15 protein-coding genes and 1 pseudogene are annotated in these 15338 nt (G+C 70.8%); 6 read left to right on the top strand and 10 right to left on the bottom strand.

Features of this window, described 5'->3' with window-relative positions:
* Nucleotides 1–298 precede the first annotated feature (298 nt).
* Nucleotides 299–1354 (top strand): helix-turn-helix domain-containing protein, encoded by a 1056-nt coding sequence (locus B056_RS0127135; protein WP_018504994.1) that lies wholly within the window; start codon nucleotides 299–301, stop codon nucleotides 1352–1354.
* 35 nt (nucleotides 1355–1389) lie between these two features.
* On the opposite strand, the gene B056_RS38180 is transcribed toward B056_RS0127135, so the two are convergent.
* The 5 genes from B056_RS38180 to B056_RS0127110 all read right to left on the bottom strand — a co-directional run bounded on the left by B056_RS38180 (nucleotide 1390) and on the right by B056_RS0127110 (nucleotide 5182).
* Nucleotides 1390–2673, bottom strand: coding sequence for a tetratricopeptide repeat protein (locus B056_RS38180; protein WP_018504993.1), 1284 nt, complete (start codon nucleotides 2671–2673; stop codon nucleotides 1390–1392).
* 178 nt (nucleotides 2674–2851) lie between these two features.
* A complete protein-coding gene (locus tag B056_RS0127125) occupies nucleotides 2852–3178 on the bottom strand; it encodes a hypothetical protein (RefSeq protein ID WP_154677264.1) in 327 nt (108 codons plus the stop codon).
* A gap of 53 nt (nucleotides 3179–3231) precedes the next feature.
* Nucleotides 3232–4437, bottom strand: a complete 1206-nt coding sequence (gene fxlM, locus B056_RS0127120; protein ID WP_018504991.1) for a methyltransferase, FxLD system — start codon at nucleotides 4435–4437, stop codon at nucleotides 3232–3234.
* On the bottom strand, nucleotides 4437–4583 hold the full coding sequence (locus B056_RS0127115; RefSeq protein ID WP_018504990.1) for a hypothetical protein: 147 nt from the start codon (nucleotides 4581–4583) through the stop codon (nucleotides 4437–4439). The genes fxlM and B056_RS0127115 overlap by 1 nt, the downstream gene beginning before the upstream one ends.
* A 338-nt stretch (nucleotides 4584–4921) precedes the next feature.
* Nucleotides 4922–5182 (bottom strand): hypothetical protein, encoded by a 261-nt coding sequence (locus tag B056_RS0127110; protein WP_230203215.1) that lies wholly within the window; start codon nucleotides 5180–5182, stop codon nucleotides 4922–4924.
* Between the two features lie 434 nt (nucleotides 5183–5616).
* Here B056_RS0127110 and B056_RS0127105 point away from each other — a divergent pair, with 434 nt between their 5' ends.
* Nucleotides 5617–6957 (top strand): helix-turn-helix domain-containing protein, encoded by a 1341-nt coding sequence (locus B056_RS0127105; protein ID WP_018504988.1) that lies wholly within the window; start codon nucleotides 5617–5619, stop codon nucleotides 6955–6957.
* A 211-nt stretch (nucleotides 6958–7168) separates the two neighbouring features.
* Here the strand turns inward: B056_RS0127105 and B056_RS43145 are convergent.
* A pseudogene (locus B056_RS43145) lies at nucleotides 7169–7240 on the bottom strand (recombinase family protein); the annotation flags it as partial.
* 240 nt (nucleotides 7241–7480) lie between these two features.
* Between B056_RS43145 and B056_RS0127095 the strand changes: the two are divergent.
* Nucleotides 7481–9781 (top strand): protein kinase domain-containing protein, encoded by a 2301-nt coding sequence (locus B056_RS0127095; protein WP_018504986.1) that lies wholly within the window; start codon nucleotides 7481–7483, stop codon nucleotides 9779–9781.
* A 259-nt stretch (nucleotides 9782–10040) separates the two neighbouring features.
* Here B056_RS0127095 and B056_RS38175 read toward each other — a convergent pair whose 3' ends face one another.
* The 4 genes from B056_RS38175 to B056_RS0127075 all read right to left on the bottom strand — a co-directional run bounded on the left by B056_RS38175 (nucleotide 10041) and on the right by B056_RS0127075 (nucleotide 12023).
* Nucleotides 10041–10217 (bottom strand): hypothetical protein, encoded by a 177-nt coding sequence (locus B056_RS38175; RefSeq protein WP_018504985.1) that lies wholly within the window; start codon nucleotides 10215–10217, stop codon nucleotides 10041–10043.
* 119 nt (nucleotides 10218–10336) lie between these two features.
* Entirely contained in the window at nucleotides 10337–11044 is a 708-nt protein-coding gene (locus B056_RS39750; RefSeq protein ID WP_020572729.1) for a DUF3846 domain-containing protein, read from the bottom strand.
* Nucleotides 11041–11577, bottom strand: coding sequence for a DUF3846 domain-containing protein (locus B056_RS41120; protein WP_230203214.1), 537 nt, complete (start codon nucleotides 11575–11577; stop codon nucleotides 11041–11043). The genes B056_RS39750 and B056_RS41120 overlap by 4 nt, the downstream gene beginning before the upstream one ends.
* On the bottom strand, nucleotides 11574–12023 hold the full coding sequence (locus tag B056_RS0127075) for a hypothetical protein (protein ID WP_018504983.1): 450 nt from the start codon (nucleotides 12021–12023) through the stop codon (nucleotides 11574–11576). Before B056_RS0127075 ends, B056_RS41120 begins: the two co-directional genes overlap by 4 nt.
* Before the next feature lie 291 nt (nucleotides 12024–12314).
* On the opposite strand from B056_RS0127075, the gene B056_RS0127070 reads away from it, so the two are divergent.
* The 3 genes from B056_RS0127070 (at nucleotide 12315) to B056_RS0127060 (ending at nucleotide 15069) form a co-directional block, all read left to right on the top strand.
* Nucleotides 12315–13613, top strand: coding sequence for a MarR family transcriptional regulator (locus B056_RS0127070; protein WP_018504982.1), 1299 nt, complete (start codon nucleotides 12315–12317; stop codon nucleotides 13611–13613).
* 105 nt (nucleotides 13614–13718) lie between these two features.
* On the top strand, nucleotides 13719–14150 hold the full coding sequence (locus B056_RS0127065; RefSeq protein ID WP_018504981.1) for a hypothetical protein: 432 nt from the start codon (nucleotides 13719–13721) through the stop codon (nucleotides 14148–14150).
* A 64-nt stretch (nucleotides 14151–14214) separates the two neighbouring features.
* Nucleotides 14215–15069, top strand: coding sequence for a DNA-processing protein DprA (locus B056_RS0127060; RefSeq protein WP_035752964.1), 855 nt, complete (start codon nucleotides 14215–14217; stop codon nucleotides 15067–15069).
* The last annotated feature ends 269 nt before the right edge of the window (nucleotides 15070–15338 follow it).

The following is a 15338-nucleotide window of genomic DNA, read 5'->3' as shown; positions in this document are numbered from 1 at the left end:
ACTGTCCCTGCCGGGTCCAGCGCACAAGGAACCAGCTCGGGGTGATCTTGTCATCGATGCAGGTCACGGGACACAAAGGCGACCAGTAGCACTACGGGCAGCGACTCCCTGCGGCGACGGTGGCGTCCGTCTCATCGTCACGGACCGGCGCACATCAGATGCGCTACGGTCACCTTGCCCATGAACGAAGCACGTGCATAACGGCCTTGTCCATCGCCATGACCCCCGGACGTTCGCCTCACACAGGTGCACGACACGGACCTTCTATTTGCTTGTAAGCAATGTTTACGGAGGCGGTGTGAGAATCTCCGAGCTGGGATTCGACAACTTGGACGAATTCTCCGAGCAGGTCTGGCGGACCGTGGCACGCCACCCCTACTGCGACGTCGACATGCTCGCCGAATGGCTCGACCGCCCCGAGCCCCTCATCGAAGCCGAAATCGACCGGCTCATCGACGCCGGCCTGCTCCGCCAGGTCGGCCGCCAGTGGGAACCCCAGGACCCCGTCAAAGTCCTCCAGGCCCGCCACGCCGAACAAGAGGCCGCCCTCGCCGCCGCACGCGCCAAGATGGCCGACGAACGGGCCCGGCTCTACCGATCCGGCCTCTTCGGGGACTACGTCACCGGCCGGCAACGCACCGGGACCAGCGCCGGCATCCAACTCCTGACCCGTGACGAGATCTTCCACCAGATGGCCGAACTCACCGCCCAGAGCACCAGCAGCGTGCGTTTCCTGCAGAACGGGCCGCCACCGCCCGGCCTCGGCGGCCACGTCCCCGATCTCCTGGCCACCGCCGCCGCCCGCGGCGTACAGATCACCAGCGTGTGGGCATCCCCCGCCCTCACCGCCGCGCAACACCGCCACCCCGCCCGGCGCCTACCCCCCATGGGACACATCCGCATCGCCCCCGCCGTCCCCATGCGCACCATGATCTGGGACACCACCGCCGCGCTCGTCCCCGTCCGTGACGACGACCTCGACCAAGGCGGCCTCGTCACCGTCGCCCCCACCCTGGTACGGGCGGTCACCGAGATGGTCACCCGGATCGAACAGGCCATCCCCACCCAACGCCACCCGGCCATAGCCGAGGAACCCGCCGCGCTCCGCCGCCAACGGGCACTGCTGCTGCTACTCGACCGCGGCTTCGACTACACCCGCGCCGCCCGCGAACTCGGCGTCTCCGACCGCACCGTCAAACGCGACGTCGCCGACCTCTGCCACCGCCTCGGCGCCAGCACCCCCTTCCAACTCGGCGCCGCCGCCACCCGCGCCGGCCTCCTCCACCACCGCCCCGCCTCCACCACGTCACCCCCACCACCCGGCGGGCAGCACACCCGGTCACACCAGCAGTGATCCCCCCGCCCCGCTGGACCCCCAGATACGCGGCCTCACCAGGTAAAAGTCCTCGCGAAGGTCCGGGCCCCGGTCCGGCCAGCCTCACCCGGGTCACACGGGAGCACCTGGCGCGGACCGAGGCCCCTCACGGACGCCGTCGTGTCACGACCGAGACCGCCACCAGACTGATCACCGTGAACAGCAGGAGCGCACCCCCCCAGCGTGGCTTCCATCTCGACACGGTCCCGCAACGACGGCGACCTGACCGGCGTCAGCTGGCTGGTGACGACCACGATGACCACCGTGAACGCGGCGACCAGCCCGAGCAGACGGATCACGATCGCCGGGTCGCCCGCCCTGCGGCGCAGCGCCTGGCCGGCTCGCTGGTGATCGTGGAGGTCGCCGTGTCTCGCGGCGCGGGAGGCGTGCCGCAGCCCCGCTTCGATGATCTCCCGTTCCCGCAGGAGCTTGCTCTGGGTGGCCTCGATCATGCCAGCGGGCAGAAGCCGGCTGGCAGCGTCAAGGGAGGCTCGTGCCTCGTGGAAGCGACCGCATCGCCGCAACCCGACCGCCAGACAGAACCGAACCTGATGATCCTCGGGAAAAGCCGTGACTGCCTCGGCCGCGTGCGCGCGCAGCAACTCCCCCTGCCCGGGGAACGGGGGCGCCACCACCAGCGCGTCCAGGCAGACCTCGACGACCTGCCGTGACCGCCCCGGCGCCGTCCACGCCTGCGCGAGCAGCCCGGTGGCATGCTCGGTAGTGATCTGACGGCTCCCGAACGCGGCGAACGCCCGCAATGCATCCAGCAACGGCTCGCTGTCATGGTGCGCGCCCGCGGCGACCGCCCACACCGACCCGTTCGGCTCCAGGAATTGGTGCAGCTCGTCAAAGTGCAGGTTCGACCGCAACTTGCCCGCGTGATAGGCGGTCGCGAACGCGGCGACCAGCGCCGAGCCGGGACCGTCCCGCACGATCCTGCCGGCCGCCACGGCCAGGTCATGCGCCGAGTCGACCGTGTCCCGGGTAAGGAAGGCATAGTCAAGCGCCCACCGCTGAACGATCTCGGCACGGTGCGCCGGCTCGACGTGTGCCTCCACCCAGCGCGCGCACGCCGCCGCGACCTGCACCGTCGGCTCGGCCCGCACCCGGCACTGCCAGTACCGGTACCCCAGGAGCAGCCACGGATCCGCGGCATCCACCGACCGGACCTGGACCGGAGGCTCCACCCCCGCCCCGACCAGAACAGCAGCCACGTCCTGACACACCCGGTCGATCTCCCGCGGGTCGGCACCGAGGGCCTGCGAGACCCGCGCCACGACCGCGCCGATGTCCATACACCCCGTCCTACCACAGCACTGTCACCAACCTGGCACAGATAGCAAAGAGCACGGCACCGGAGGCGAAGCCCTGACCAAAGTTCTCAAACCCGGCGGGGAACCCGAGCCCGGCGGAATGAGGCTGCACAATCAGGCACCCTCGCCCAGGCACTCCGGCCCGATATCGACGGGGGCCTCACTCCGGCCCGATGTCGACGGGGGCCACGGTGTAGCCGGACAGCACACAGGACCGGGCATACAGGTCAGCGGCCGTCGGGTCCGGGAAGCAGCCGAGGACCCCGATAGGCCGGTCAGCCGTGTTCAGCGCCACCACCGCCCAGTCGCCGCCCCGTGCCGGCCCGACCGGGACCACCACGAAGTCCAGGCCAGGCTGCGCGTGGGCCCAGCCCTCAGCAAGCTGCGGGCTGGTGAACCCGACCACCACCCGCACCACCCGATCACGCGCATCAAGAGTGACGACACCCCACCGGGCAGGGGCGATCTCGCAGGACACGGCACTCACCACGGGATCTCCCAACAAGGGATGGTCAGGCGGGGCGGAAGGGCGGCGCACCCTCAATCCCAGGTGATCATGATTTGGGCGGAAGGGGTATCGATCAGCCGGCCCGGTGGCAGCGACTCCCAGCCGATGGTGGAGGGGTAGACCCGGATCGTGGGGTCCGGCCCGCCACGACGCTGGGACTCCCAGACCTGAACGTCATAGGCCAGGAGGTCCCCGAGCCGGAACCGATCCGGACCCCAGGCGATCACACTGACGTCGAGATCCGCGCCGGTCGCCGTGTCCGGGACGGGATAGGTGAGGTAGGCGAGAGTGCACTCGGACCACACCGCCGACACCCCCGCCGGGACCGGCGGGGCGAACGGGGTCCGCTGGTCGGCGATCTGTTCGGCGTACAGCCGGCCGTAGTGCGTGCGCACGGTCGCCAGCCACAGATCCAGGCTCGGAAGCAGAGCGCCGCCCGGGGGAAGCGTCACCCCGGTGTGCAGCACGTGACGCGGTCCGAGCAGTGCCTCCCGCAGCGTGTCGGCGTTGACGTCCTGGGCCACACTGACCTCCAGCTCGACCCCCGCCGCGAGGATGACCGTGGCACGCTGCCGGGCGCCCGCGCCGTGCATCCGCGGGAAGTCGCAGGGCCGGAGCGACTCCGAGACCAGGATCTCCCCATGGCGGGCGAACCCGACCGACCGCGACAGGCCCCGGATCTGCAACGGGAGCACGATCCGCCCCCCGCCGTCTACCAGCTGGTTGATCCATGCCGGTGGGATGTCCCTCGAGGGCCCGGCCACAAGAATCCGATCGAACGGGGCCCGCAGCGGGAATCCGAAATGCCCGTTGCTGACCAGCGCCGCGACGTCGGTGTACCCCGCCGCGTTCAGGCAGGTGCGGGCCTGGTGGACCGCCTCCTGATCACGGTCGATCATCACCACCGACCCCGCCGACCCGACCAGCTCGGCGAGCAACGCCGCGGTGTACCCGTCGGCGCCCACCTGAAGGATCATGTGGCCGGGTTCGACCCGCAGCTGCTCCACCATCACCGCGACCACCGACGGCCGCAGCGCCGTACGGACCGCGCTCCCATCAAACGCCCGTTTCGTGACCACGGCGCTGTCCTCGTACGCCACCTCGGCGGAGCTGCCAGGGAGGAACTCATGCCGCGGCACCATGCGCAGCGCCGCCTCGACCGCGGGCGAGACCCGCTCCACGGCCAGGATCTGCTCGACCATCGCCGCGCGCAGCCACGACGCCTCCCCGGCGGGCATCACCCCACCCCCAAGATCAGGTCGTCGTACTCCCCGCGCCGTACTGCCTCGACGAAGTCCGCGAACGCACCCAGGGTGGTCCGCACCTCACGGCCCCAACTCGACCGGATCAGCACCCGATGATCGTCCAGTGCGACCTCGACCACATCGACGGACCTGGGACTGAGCCGGGACGGCCGTCGCCAGTGCACGGCAGCAAGAGCAGGCGGAGCGGAAAGGAAGACAGGCACAGGGTCCTCGAAGCTGGATGGAGGTGGAACCCGCCAAGCCCGAACCGTCGCTGGTACCGGCCCGGACCCGGCGGGGAACAGGGGAACTACGGAACAGACGAAGGTGCGGGCGGCATGGTCCGCGGCCGGCGGAGTCCTACGCAAAACCCGCACGGGAAGTACGGGGCGACGTGAGGACTGCCCGTCTGCGGACAGCAGCCCAGGGAGCCCGTAAGGGGGGTAGTCGCTCTCGGGTGGTCCGGACTGCGCTGGTGTCAGGCGGGCTCGGGCAGATAGGCGGCGCTGACAGGCGCGACGGCATAGGCGGGCAGCCGGGAGTGATCGGCGAACACGCTGGCGGTGCGCCGGTCGGTGAAGCGGGCCAGCACCCGGGTGGGTCGACGCTCGCGGTCGAGGTCGACCACCGCCCAGTCCCGACCCGGCTCGTACTCGGCGGGCAGCACCCAAAAACAGCTCGGTGGCCGGCGGGCCGCCCACCCACTCGCCGCGCTGGGACTGGTGAAGCCGACCGTCACCCGCACAGGCGACCCCGCGGACCCCTCGAGGATCACCACCGCCCAGGCGACCCCACAGACCCAGTGGGACTGCGGGGTACGGGTCGGGAGAGGCGGGGAAACAACCTGATCCGGGACCACGGAGATCGGCGGTTCCCCCACCTCGACCACCAGGCCCGATCCGACACCGGACCGCCCGCTGGGCGGCGACAGGTCGGAACGGGAGTGGGGATGGTGGCCTGCGAGGGGCGTCCGGCCAGCGGACCTACCTGGCGCGGTCGTGGGCGAGTTCACGATGCGCTCCTTTGCTGATCCGGGGAGGGGGCCGGCGTGTTCCCGCCGCATAGAGGACATGACACACTGCATCCGTCGCATCGCCTAGGGTGCGAAACGCTGTTACGTGGGTGCGAAGGGGTTTCGCACCCACGGGAGTTCGCTGGCCGGGAGGGGTCGCCGTGGATGCCGATGCGTTGAAAGCCCAGCTCGCGGCACGTTTCCGGCAGCTCACCGACGAGCAGGGCCTCAGCGGTGTGGACCTGGAGACCCGGACGACCTACCACCGCAACAACGTGTACTGGATACGGAACGCCTCGCGGTTGCCGCCCCGCCACGTCATCGCCGCCTACGACGCGGCGCTTGGCACGGGCACCGAGCTCACCGAACTCGCCGACCGGATCCGCGCCGCCCAGCAGGCAACCCGCCTGCACACCCTCACCGATCTCGCACAAAGGGGTAGCGCCGAGGGCACGGGAAACATGACAGTGGAACCAGCCGAGGAGGTGAGTCCCACGAGTCCGACCAATCGACGCGCGCTTATCGGCGGTGCCGTGGGCGGGTTGTTCGCGAGTGCGGGCACCGCTGCCGCGATCTCCGACCGCATCGCGGACGCCAGCGTGGCGCCTCGCACCCTGCGAGAGATCGAACGTGACGTACACGAGATCGCCGCGGTCTACACCAGTACCCCCGCCGTCGCCCTCGTTCCCCGGGTGGAAGAAGGGTGGCTGCGCGCCGAGCAGCTCCTCGACGGCCGTGTGCGCGGGAAAACCCGCAGCACTCTCGATCTCCGTGCTGGCCAGTACTCGCTCTACCTCGCTCTCACCGCGAACGACCTTGGTCGTATCAGCGTCGCCGACACCTATCTGGATCTTGCTGGGCAGCACGCCGACGAAGCCGACGACAGGCTTCTCGCTGACTGCGTCGCCGTCCTCGAGTCCAGTTTCGCGTTCTTCCGTAACCAGCCCCACCATGCCCAGCAGGTCGCAGCCGAGCGTCGACCGGCGGCCCACCCCTACGCCCGGCCGATGCTCGCCGCGTGCGAGTCACGGGCCGCCGCCCGCGGCGGCGATGCCCCGGCCGCCCGCTACGCCCTCGACGACATGTGGGCCCATCTATGGACAGGACCCACCCTGCCCGGCACCGTCGCCGTCGACGAGGACCAAGCCCTGGCACACAGCGCGGCGACCTTGTCTCAGCTCGCTGACCCCGGCGCCGAAGAGCATGCCCGCCGCGCCATCGCCAGCTACACCGACTCCGGCCGCGACGGGAACCTCGGCGGCTCCTACAACGCCCTCGCGCGCAGTTTCCTGCGCCGTCCCGAGCCGGACCCCGAGCAGGCCGCTGCCGCAGCCCACGCCGCCGTCACCGCTGTCGGCCAGCAGCGCACCAGCTGGGTCATCGACGTCGCCGCCCAGATGTGGCAGCAGATGGACACCCGCTGGCCCGAACTACCCGCCGTCCGCACCCTCGGCGAAATCACCACCCAACCCCGCCGAGCCCTGCCCCCCGCCGACCTCTGATCTCCCAAATCCGCTGGAGGGGAACAGGCTGGAGCCTAATGCCGCTTAGTTAAGCCAGTCGAGCGAGCATGATCGTCGGTGGCTCGCGGTGATGGGTTCCGGTGTTCGTTGGCTTTTTGATCCGGTAGGCGTTGTACCGGGCGCCGGACAGCGCGTGGGTAGGTGCGGTGGCGGCGGGCGGGCTTGAGCCGTTCGAGGATCTCTGTCCGGGTCTGCGCAGGTCGTCGAGGTTGCGGGCGAGACGGTCCATGGAGTGCACAAGCACGGTGTCGCCGTCGCGGATGTCGATGTCCGAAGTCGACTGCACGGATGTCTGAAGTCCTGTGCACGCCCGGTGGCGCGGTTCTGGCGCCACACCGTGGGGGTTTAGTAGGAGCGGAACAGCGAACCGGCATTGCTGTCACATTCGTTGACAATCTCGGTGGGTACGCCGCTACGATTACGACATCGTTTTCCGGGGGTAGTGGGTGGGGGTCGTGGCAGTCGGCATTGCAGGTCACCGGCACGCAGCACCACCCATGTCATGATCGTTGACCGGGCGCGGGTCGCCGCTTTGCTGCCTGGCTATGAGCTGGGCGTCGAACTCGGCGTCGGCGCGTACGGGCTGGTGCTCGCCGGCCGGCACCGCGGACTCAACCGGCCGGTCGCCATCAAGGTTCTGTCCGCGGGTTCGGATGGGCCCGTCGGCGGGTTCGTCACCGAAGCACAGCTGCTCGCCAATATGGATCATCCCCATATCGTGCGGGTCCACGACTATGTCGAGGACGACGACCTCTGCCTGATCGTCATGGAGATGCTGGCCGGGGGAACCCTGGCCCGCCGCCGCACGGGGATGCGACCGGAGGGGGCCTGCGCTGTCGGCCTGGCCGTCGCGGCGGCTCTCACCCACGCCCACGGCCAAGGGGTGCTGCACCGCGACATCAAGACTGACAACATGCTCTTCGACACCGCTGGTCTCCTGAAGGTGACCGACTTCGGCATCGCAAAGATCATGGAAGGGTCCGCGGTCACCGCCAGCGCGGTCGTGGGCACCCCGCCGTACATGGCTCCCGAGCAGATCCTCGAAGGCCGGTTGGGACCGGCCACCGACCTCTATGCCCTGGCAACCGTGCTCTACATGCTGTTGACCGGCGCGCCGCCGTTCGACCCGAAACTACCGCTACACGCGTTGTGGCAGCACCACCTGGAGACGGTCCCCGCCCCACCCGCCGGTGTCCCCACCCCGGTGGCGGCGGTGATCATGCGCAACCTCGCCAAGGACCCGGCGGCCCGCCATCCCTCGGCGCGTGCCTTCGCCCTCCACCTGGCCGGGGCCGCCGCCGACAGCTACGGCCCCGGCTGGACCTCCCGGTCCGGTGTCGTGCTGCGTCTCGACGACGACATACGTGCGGCCACCGACAGGCCAGCGACGTCCACTACGCGGGCCGGCGTGGTCGCCGGGCGAACCCGGCCAGAAGATCAACGCCAGTCTGTGTCGCTCTCTTCACCCGCCACGTCCACCTCGCATAACCCAGTGACCGCGACACGGCCAGACGATCCTCCCCGATCTTCCCCACCGTCCGCGACCATCCCCGCCGACTCGGATCTCAGGACACCCACGCGTGCACTCCCACCCGGTCCGGAAACCGCAGGCCCTGACCCTTCAGCCCCGCGCCGCTGGCTCTCGCTAGGCCGTATCTCACCCACGGGCCGGCCGCGCTGGCGTTACCAGCGGGCCGCCCTATTCGCCGCCGCGGCGCTCGCAGTAAGCCTCACGGCAGTCGCGATCTTGTTATCGAATAGAGGAACCGGCCCGTCCACCAACGCCCCTAACGCCGCCAACGAGCCGACCAGCACCCCCACGCCCACCCCTGCTGTCGGCCCAATCGGCAACCCGTCCGGGGTCGCGGTCGGCGGCGATGGCGCCCTCTACCTGACCGACTACAGCTACAACCGGGTCTGGAAGATCGACCGGGCGGGGCAGATCAGCACCCTCGCTGGCACCGGCACTCCGGGATTCTCCGGGGACGGCGGGCCAGCCACCCAGGCCCAGCTGAACAGCCCGTTGGGCGTGGCGGTCGGCGGTGACGGCGCCCTCTACCTGACCGACTACAGCAACCACCGGATCCGGAAGATCGACCGGGCGGGGCAGATCAGCACCCTCGCTGGCACCGGCACCCCGGGATTCTCCGGGGACGGCGGGCCAGCCACCCAGGCCCAGCTGAACAGCCCGAACGGGATAGCGATCGGCGGTGACGGCACCCTCTACATCGCCGATTACGGCAACAGCCGGATCCGGAAGATCGACCCGGCAGGGCAGATCAGCACCCTCGCTGGCACCGGCACCCCGGGATTCTCCGGGGACGGCGGGCCAGCCACCCAGGCCCAGTTAAACCGCTTGGATGGGGTGGCAGTCGGCGGTGACGGCACCCTCTACCTCACCGACTACGACAACAGCCGGATCCGGAAGATCGACCCGGCAGGGCAGATCAGCACCCTCGCTGGCACCGGCACCCCGGGATTCTCCGGGGACGGCGGGCCAGCCACCCAGGCCCAGTTTCGCAGCCCGTTCGGGGTGGCAGTCGGCGGTGACGGCACCCTCTACCTCACCGACTACGACAACGGCCGGATCCGGAAGATCGACCCGGCAGGGCAGATCAGCACCGTCGCCGGCACCGGCACAAGGGGATTCTCCGGGGACGGCGGGCTAGCCACCCAAGCCGAGCTAGACCGCCCGTTCGGGGTGGCGGTCGGCGGTGACGGCACCCTCTACCTCAGTGACAGCGGCAACAGCCGGATCCGGAAGATCGACCCGGCAGGGCAGATCAGCACCCTCGCCCAGTAGGAACCGGAACCACCGTGAGGCACCACTAACCGGTGTGCTTACTGCTTTCGCAGAAAGCAGCCGATTTTCTGCGATAGCAGGGACGGCTGGCGGCCTGGACGGACATGACCGGTGGACCGGGCGACTCCCGGTGCTTTTCTGCGATAGGGCCAGGGAAGGTCGGCTCCTGGGGCGTGACGCGGGCGCTTCCTCGGCCTCCTCGGCCCCGCCAGCCAACTCCGACCTCTGCGTACGCAACCCGCCCAGTCGGAGAGCTGGGCTACTCCTCGCCGGCCACGGGGGCGGCCAGGAGCGTCCGGCGGACCTGCTCGTGCGACATCCCGACAAACGTGCCGATCCGGCGCAGCCCCTGCCCCTCGTCCTTGGCGGCTGTCATCGCCGACGTCATCGCCACCGAGGTGACCTCCTCCAGCACGGCCCGCAGCTCCGCCAGCATCCGCAGCCGAACAGCTGGGGCGAGGTGATTACAACGGCGGGAGACCCGTTCAACCAGAATGCCGCGGTGTGGGTGGACCGCCGGCGGCCCCGGTCTCCCGAAGCCGCCGGTGTCCGGGGCTATTGGGTGGGTGTGGGTGTGAGGGTGGTGCCGTCGGGGTGCTGGGCGTACACGCCGGTGTCTCCCTCGGCAGTCGCGGTGTCGACAGCGGCCTGCGCCTGTTCGCGGGGCTGGCGGACGGCGTAGGGGTCGACGCGGTCACCCCACACGGTCCACACCGCCTCCTCGTCGGGCCCGGTGCCGGCGCTGGAACCGGTCGGCTGCTCGGCGGCGGTGACCGCTGGGACCGCGCGGACGGCAAAGCGTTTACCGGGCTCGAAATGCGTCAGGAGCATGGACGCCGCCCAGACGGAGGTGTAGGCGTCGACCAGGTCGGGGTAGGCCCCGTGATCCGTCCAGTCCCCGCCGTTCTCGCTCGCCTGAAGCTGGATCGGTGAGGCGGTGAGCAGCTGGACGATCGTGTCGGGCACATCGGTGTCCAAGCCCTGCGCGTCGCCAGGCCCGGTGAGGTAGACGTCACCGACAATGACCTGCTCCCGGGTGAACAGGCTGGTGTGGAACGCGACCAGTGCGGTGGCACGCTCGTTGAGGGGAAGGCGTAGCGCGATGCCGTCCTCGTTGGCGTAGAGGGACCCGGAGTAGGGGAGGTCGACGCCTTCGATCGATCCTCCGACGAGGTGCTGGAATCCGCGCAGGTCCGTCGGGCTCATCTGTGTGAGGGAGTGCGGGGCTGTCCTGTCGGCGGGCAGCGTGAGCACTCGGATCATGGCTGGTTTCCTTTTCTTTCGCGTGCGATGTGGGAGGCGGCAATGATGCGGATGAGCGGCCTGTCCTCGACCGGTATCCGAAGGACGGCTTTGCAGGTGTGGATATAGGCGTGACACAGGCCGGGGTAGGCATCACCCGCACTGCTCCACCGCCGGTCGCCACGGTTTCTGGTCCGGACACAGACTCGAGAGGAATCGAGAATCCGGATCAGGTCGTCGGGTGCGTCGGTGTCCTGACCGTCCTCATCCGTGGGGCCGGTAAGGATCGCGTCACCCCGAAGGACTCTCTGCGGTTGGAACGGGCGGATGTGGAACGCGGCCAGCGCGGTCGCTCTCTCGTTGAGGGGCCGGTTGATGGGCCGGGTTTTCGGGCCTGGAGCGGGGAGGTAGAGGCTGCTTTCCGGGTCGGTGAGGCTGACCGGATGCAAGCCTCCTCCGACGATCCTTTCCATCGCGGGAATGTCGGCGGGGTCGAGACGGCGTCGATGTATCGGGGCGGTCGGGGCCGCTGGAATCACCAGGACGATGATCACGGCGTGTCCGATCGCGGGGCCGGGGCGCCGGTCGGCGGGGCGGACCGGTCGGGGCCGAACGTGGCGTAGGGCCATCCCCGGGCCCGCAACCAGCGGGTGGCGGCACGCGCGGTGTCATGGGACAGCTCGGCCGCGACAGGGATGGGCACGGCGGCCCAGACCGACCAGTCCCCGGCATCGGCCGGGGCCACCGGGATCGGGGTGAACGCGGCCAGGATCGCCATGCTGATCAGCGCGGGGGGTGCGCCGGGGCCGTAGGCGCACGCCCAGTCCACGAGCCGACGCTCCAGCGAGGTGTAGCGGCGGACATACAGGTGCCCGCCGTTGTCCTCGACCTCGACCCGTCCGTGCCGGTAGACGTCCGGACCTCTTCTGACCTGCCTGAATCCATGGTCCGTGAGGAAAGCGGTCAGGTCGAACGGAGGGTGCAACAGCGGCGGGTTCATGGGCGACCATTTCTGCGCGGCGCGCGGGCAGGCATGCGGACGCCTACAACACGCGGGACTGATGGGAACGCACCCGGCCTACACACACGCCTCATGGGGCGGTGAATCCCGGGAACGCCAGGAACCGTAACTTGATCAGATTCGGTTCAGCAACCAGTTCCGCGGATTCCCCGGGCAGTGATTCATGTCACTGGACGTATTCGATGGTTAGGGCTGGCTGGGTTTCGCCGCATCGAGATACAGCTGATTGCGCACCCAGAAACCCGAACCCGAAATTGGGGGTTGAGAACAATGGCCGATGAGGAAACACCCGGCGTCGATCCGGACGCCGCGCGTGTCCTGGAAATCCTGCGCAAGCATGAGGGTCCCGCGACCGCGTCGGAGATGCGGATGGCGGCCGGGATGACGGTGCCGCAGTTGCGGCCGGTGTTGGACCGGCTGGTGGACGCCGGGCTGGTCGTGTCGTCCCAGCGCGACGGTGCCCGGGGGCGGCCCTGGCAGTGGGCCCTGGTCCCCGGCCCGGACGACGCCGTATCCGACCCACCGCCCGCACCGGTCGACGACGCCGTGCCGGTCGACGACGCCGTGCCGGTGATGACCGGGTCCGCCGGAACCGGGGACACCCCGGCCGACCTGGTGGCCGCGCCGGACCCCGTCACCACCGAGAGCGCCGCGTCCGACCCGGCGCAGGACCCACCCACCGGCGCCGCCGACCCGGGGCCGGCCGCGAGCCCGGGAGACGCCCTCGAGGACACGGCTCTCATGGTGCCGACACCTGGGCCGGCCGAGGACGACTCCGCCCCGGACCCCGCCACCGCCGACCTGCCCGCGGCGGAACTGGTCGAGACTGAGACGGACCCCGGCCCGGTGGCGGACCTCCTCGACACCGACCCGCCGGTACCGGACCCGCCGACCGACCAGGACCGGCCGTCCGACACCTCCGCGCCGCTCGACGCCGCGCCGGCTCTCACCGCGAGCGAACCCGCGCAGGACCCGGTGTCCGAGGAGGACCCCGCCCCGCCGAACGCACCGGCCGACGGCACGAGGCCCAGCGAGAGCGCCGGCACCCCGGTGCACGCTGGCGAGCCGACCGGGAACGCGGCGGCGCCGGATGGCCAGGGCACCCAGGCCCCGCCCGCCGGCACCCCCAGCACTCCCGGCGCCGCCGGGGACGGGGCGGGCACGGCGGGTTGCGCGGCGTGGACCTGCCCGGCACCGCGATGCCCGATCCGGGCCGGCGGGCCGCCGTCCACCGGCGGGCCCCGCCCGGCGCGGCGGCGTGCCCCGGCGAAGGCACCACGGCCGGTCGGGGAGCGGGCGGTGAACAGCGACGGGCAGCCCCGGATGCGCTCCGGGGGGCTCGCCGCGATGGTCCGCGACGTGCTGGCCGCGCACGCGGACGTGCCGTTGAGCGTGACCGAGATCAGCCGGGAAATCCCCGGCCGGTCCTCCGGGGCGATCAACGCCTCCTGCGAGGCGATGACGGGCCGCGGCGAGGCGTCCCTCGTCGAGGGCAGGCCGAAGCGGTACCGGATCACGCCCGCCGGCCGCGCGCTGGCCACCACCGCCGCTGCCGCGACCGGCAGCTGAGCAGACCCCGCCCCGCCGGCCTCCTAGCCGGGGGCTGTTCCCGGCCGGGGGGAATGCCGCCCGCCGCCCGGGACCCCTGAAAACCCCTACCGCAAAGGGATTCCCATGAGCAACTTCTCAGATAGCCGGGTCGACGCCCAGCTGAACGCGGACGGCACGTTCACCCTCACCGTGCACCCAACCGCCCCCCGCGACGCGATCCTCGCCGGTCTCCTCACCATCCCGGCCGCCACCACGTTCACCGGCACCCCCACCACCCCCCACACCCCAGCCGTTCTCCTCCTCACACCCCCCGACGCGGACGCCACCCCCACCGGGGGGTGGATCCCCCGCACCCCGCCCGCCAACGGGACGGACGCCTTCGCGAAGAGCGACCCGGTGCGAACGGCGCTCACGACTCTGCTCGCCGCCGCAGTCCTGGACCTGCCGGGATTCGCGCGCCGTCCCGAAGTCCAGGCGTTGCACGACGCCCTCGGCCGGCTCCTGCCCTGCCCCCCCGACGACGCGGGCCCGTGGCGCTCCCCCCACACCCGCTAGCCACCCACCACCGTCGGGTCGTATCCCCCCCGGCGGCCCGGCGTCTCCGAAAGGGCCCTGCCTGATGTCTGTGATCCTCAGCGAGCGGGAGCGGCGCGCCATGGCCGCGCTGACCGCCCTCCCGCCCGACCGCACCCGCACCGCCACCGTGCGCACCCTCGGCCCTGTTCGGGTGTGGGAGACCTTCGCCGGGACCTGCCCCGGCCTTGACCCCGACCAGCTCCTCGACGCCCACACCGCGCTGGGCTGGCGGCTAATCTGCCCCGGCGATCACGACTGGCCCACCAGCCTCACCCCCGCCGGCCCCGCCCCGCTCGCCCTGTGGGCCCACGGACACGGACACCTGGCCACACTCGCCACCCGCGCCCTCGCGGTCACCGGCAACCGCAGCGCCACCCCGGAAAGCCTGACCACCGCCGCCCGCCTCGCGCACGACCTGGCCACTACCTCCCCGCCGGTCACCGTCACCGCCACCGCGTCCCGGGGGATCGCCCGCGCCGCGCTCACCGCCGCCGCCCCCCACGCCCCCACCCTCGCGATCCTGGTCGGGGACCTGCTGACCGACCGCGCGCCCCAACCCGAACTCCTCGCCGCCGTCGCCGCCACCGGCCTCGTCCTGAGCGAGATCCCGCCACTGTGGGCCCCGGCAACACCACCCACCACCCGCGACCGGGGCCGGCGCAACACCGCCCGCGCCCGACTGCTGGCCACCCTCACCCAGGCCACCCTGGTCCTCGAATCCACCCCCGGCGGAGCCGGTATCGCCACCGCCCGCGCCGCACGCGCCCTCGGCCGCCCCCTCCTCGCCCTCCCCACCTACCTCCATGGCGGTGAAGCCGCCCATTACCTGCTCCTCGACAGGCTCGCCAGCCCCGTCACCACCGCCGCCGACATCACCACACACCTCCCCCGCTCCTAATACTGCAACGGCACTTGTGGGTGTCCTCGCCGTCGGTAGTGGCAGCGTCTGGCCTGGTGTTGACGGCGTCTGCGCCAGGTCGACCAGGCCCAGACGAAGGCGGGTGGGTGGAGCCGGTGGAGGAGGGTGGCGATCAGTCTGCGGATCTCCGGTACTGTCAGTCCGATCATGTCCTGACAGGTGTGGGTGCTGCCCCTTTTACCTGCTCGGCGCGGACGGCGGCGAGGGTGGCGTAGGCGAGCATGGACAGGGTGATGTGGGCGTACCAG

Origin of the sequence: Parafrankia discariae (assembly GCF_000373365.1) — a bacterium.
Classification (GTDB): Bacteria; Actinomycetota; Actinomycetes; order Frankiales; family Frankiaceae; genus Parafrankia; species Parafrankia discariae.
This window is presented reverse-complemented; position numbering and strand designations above follow the sequence as displayed.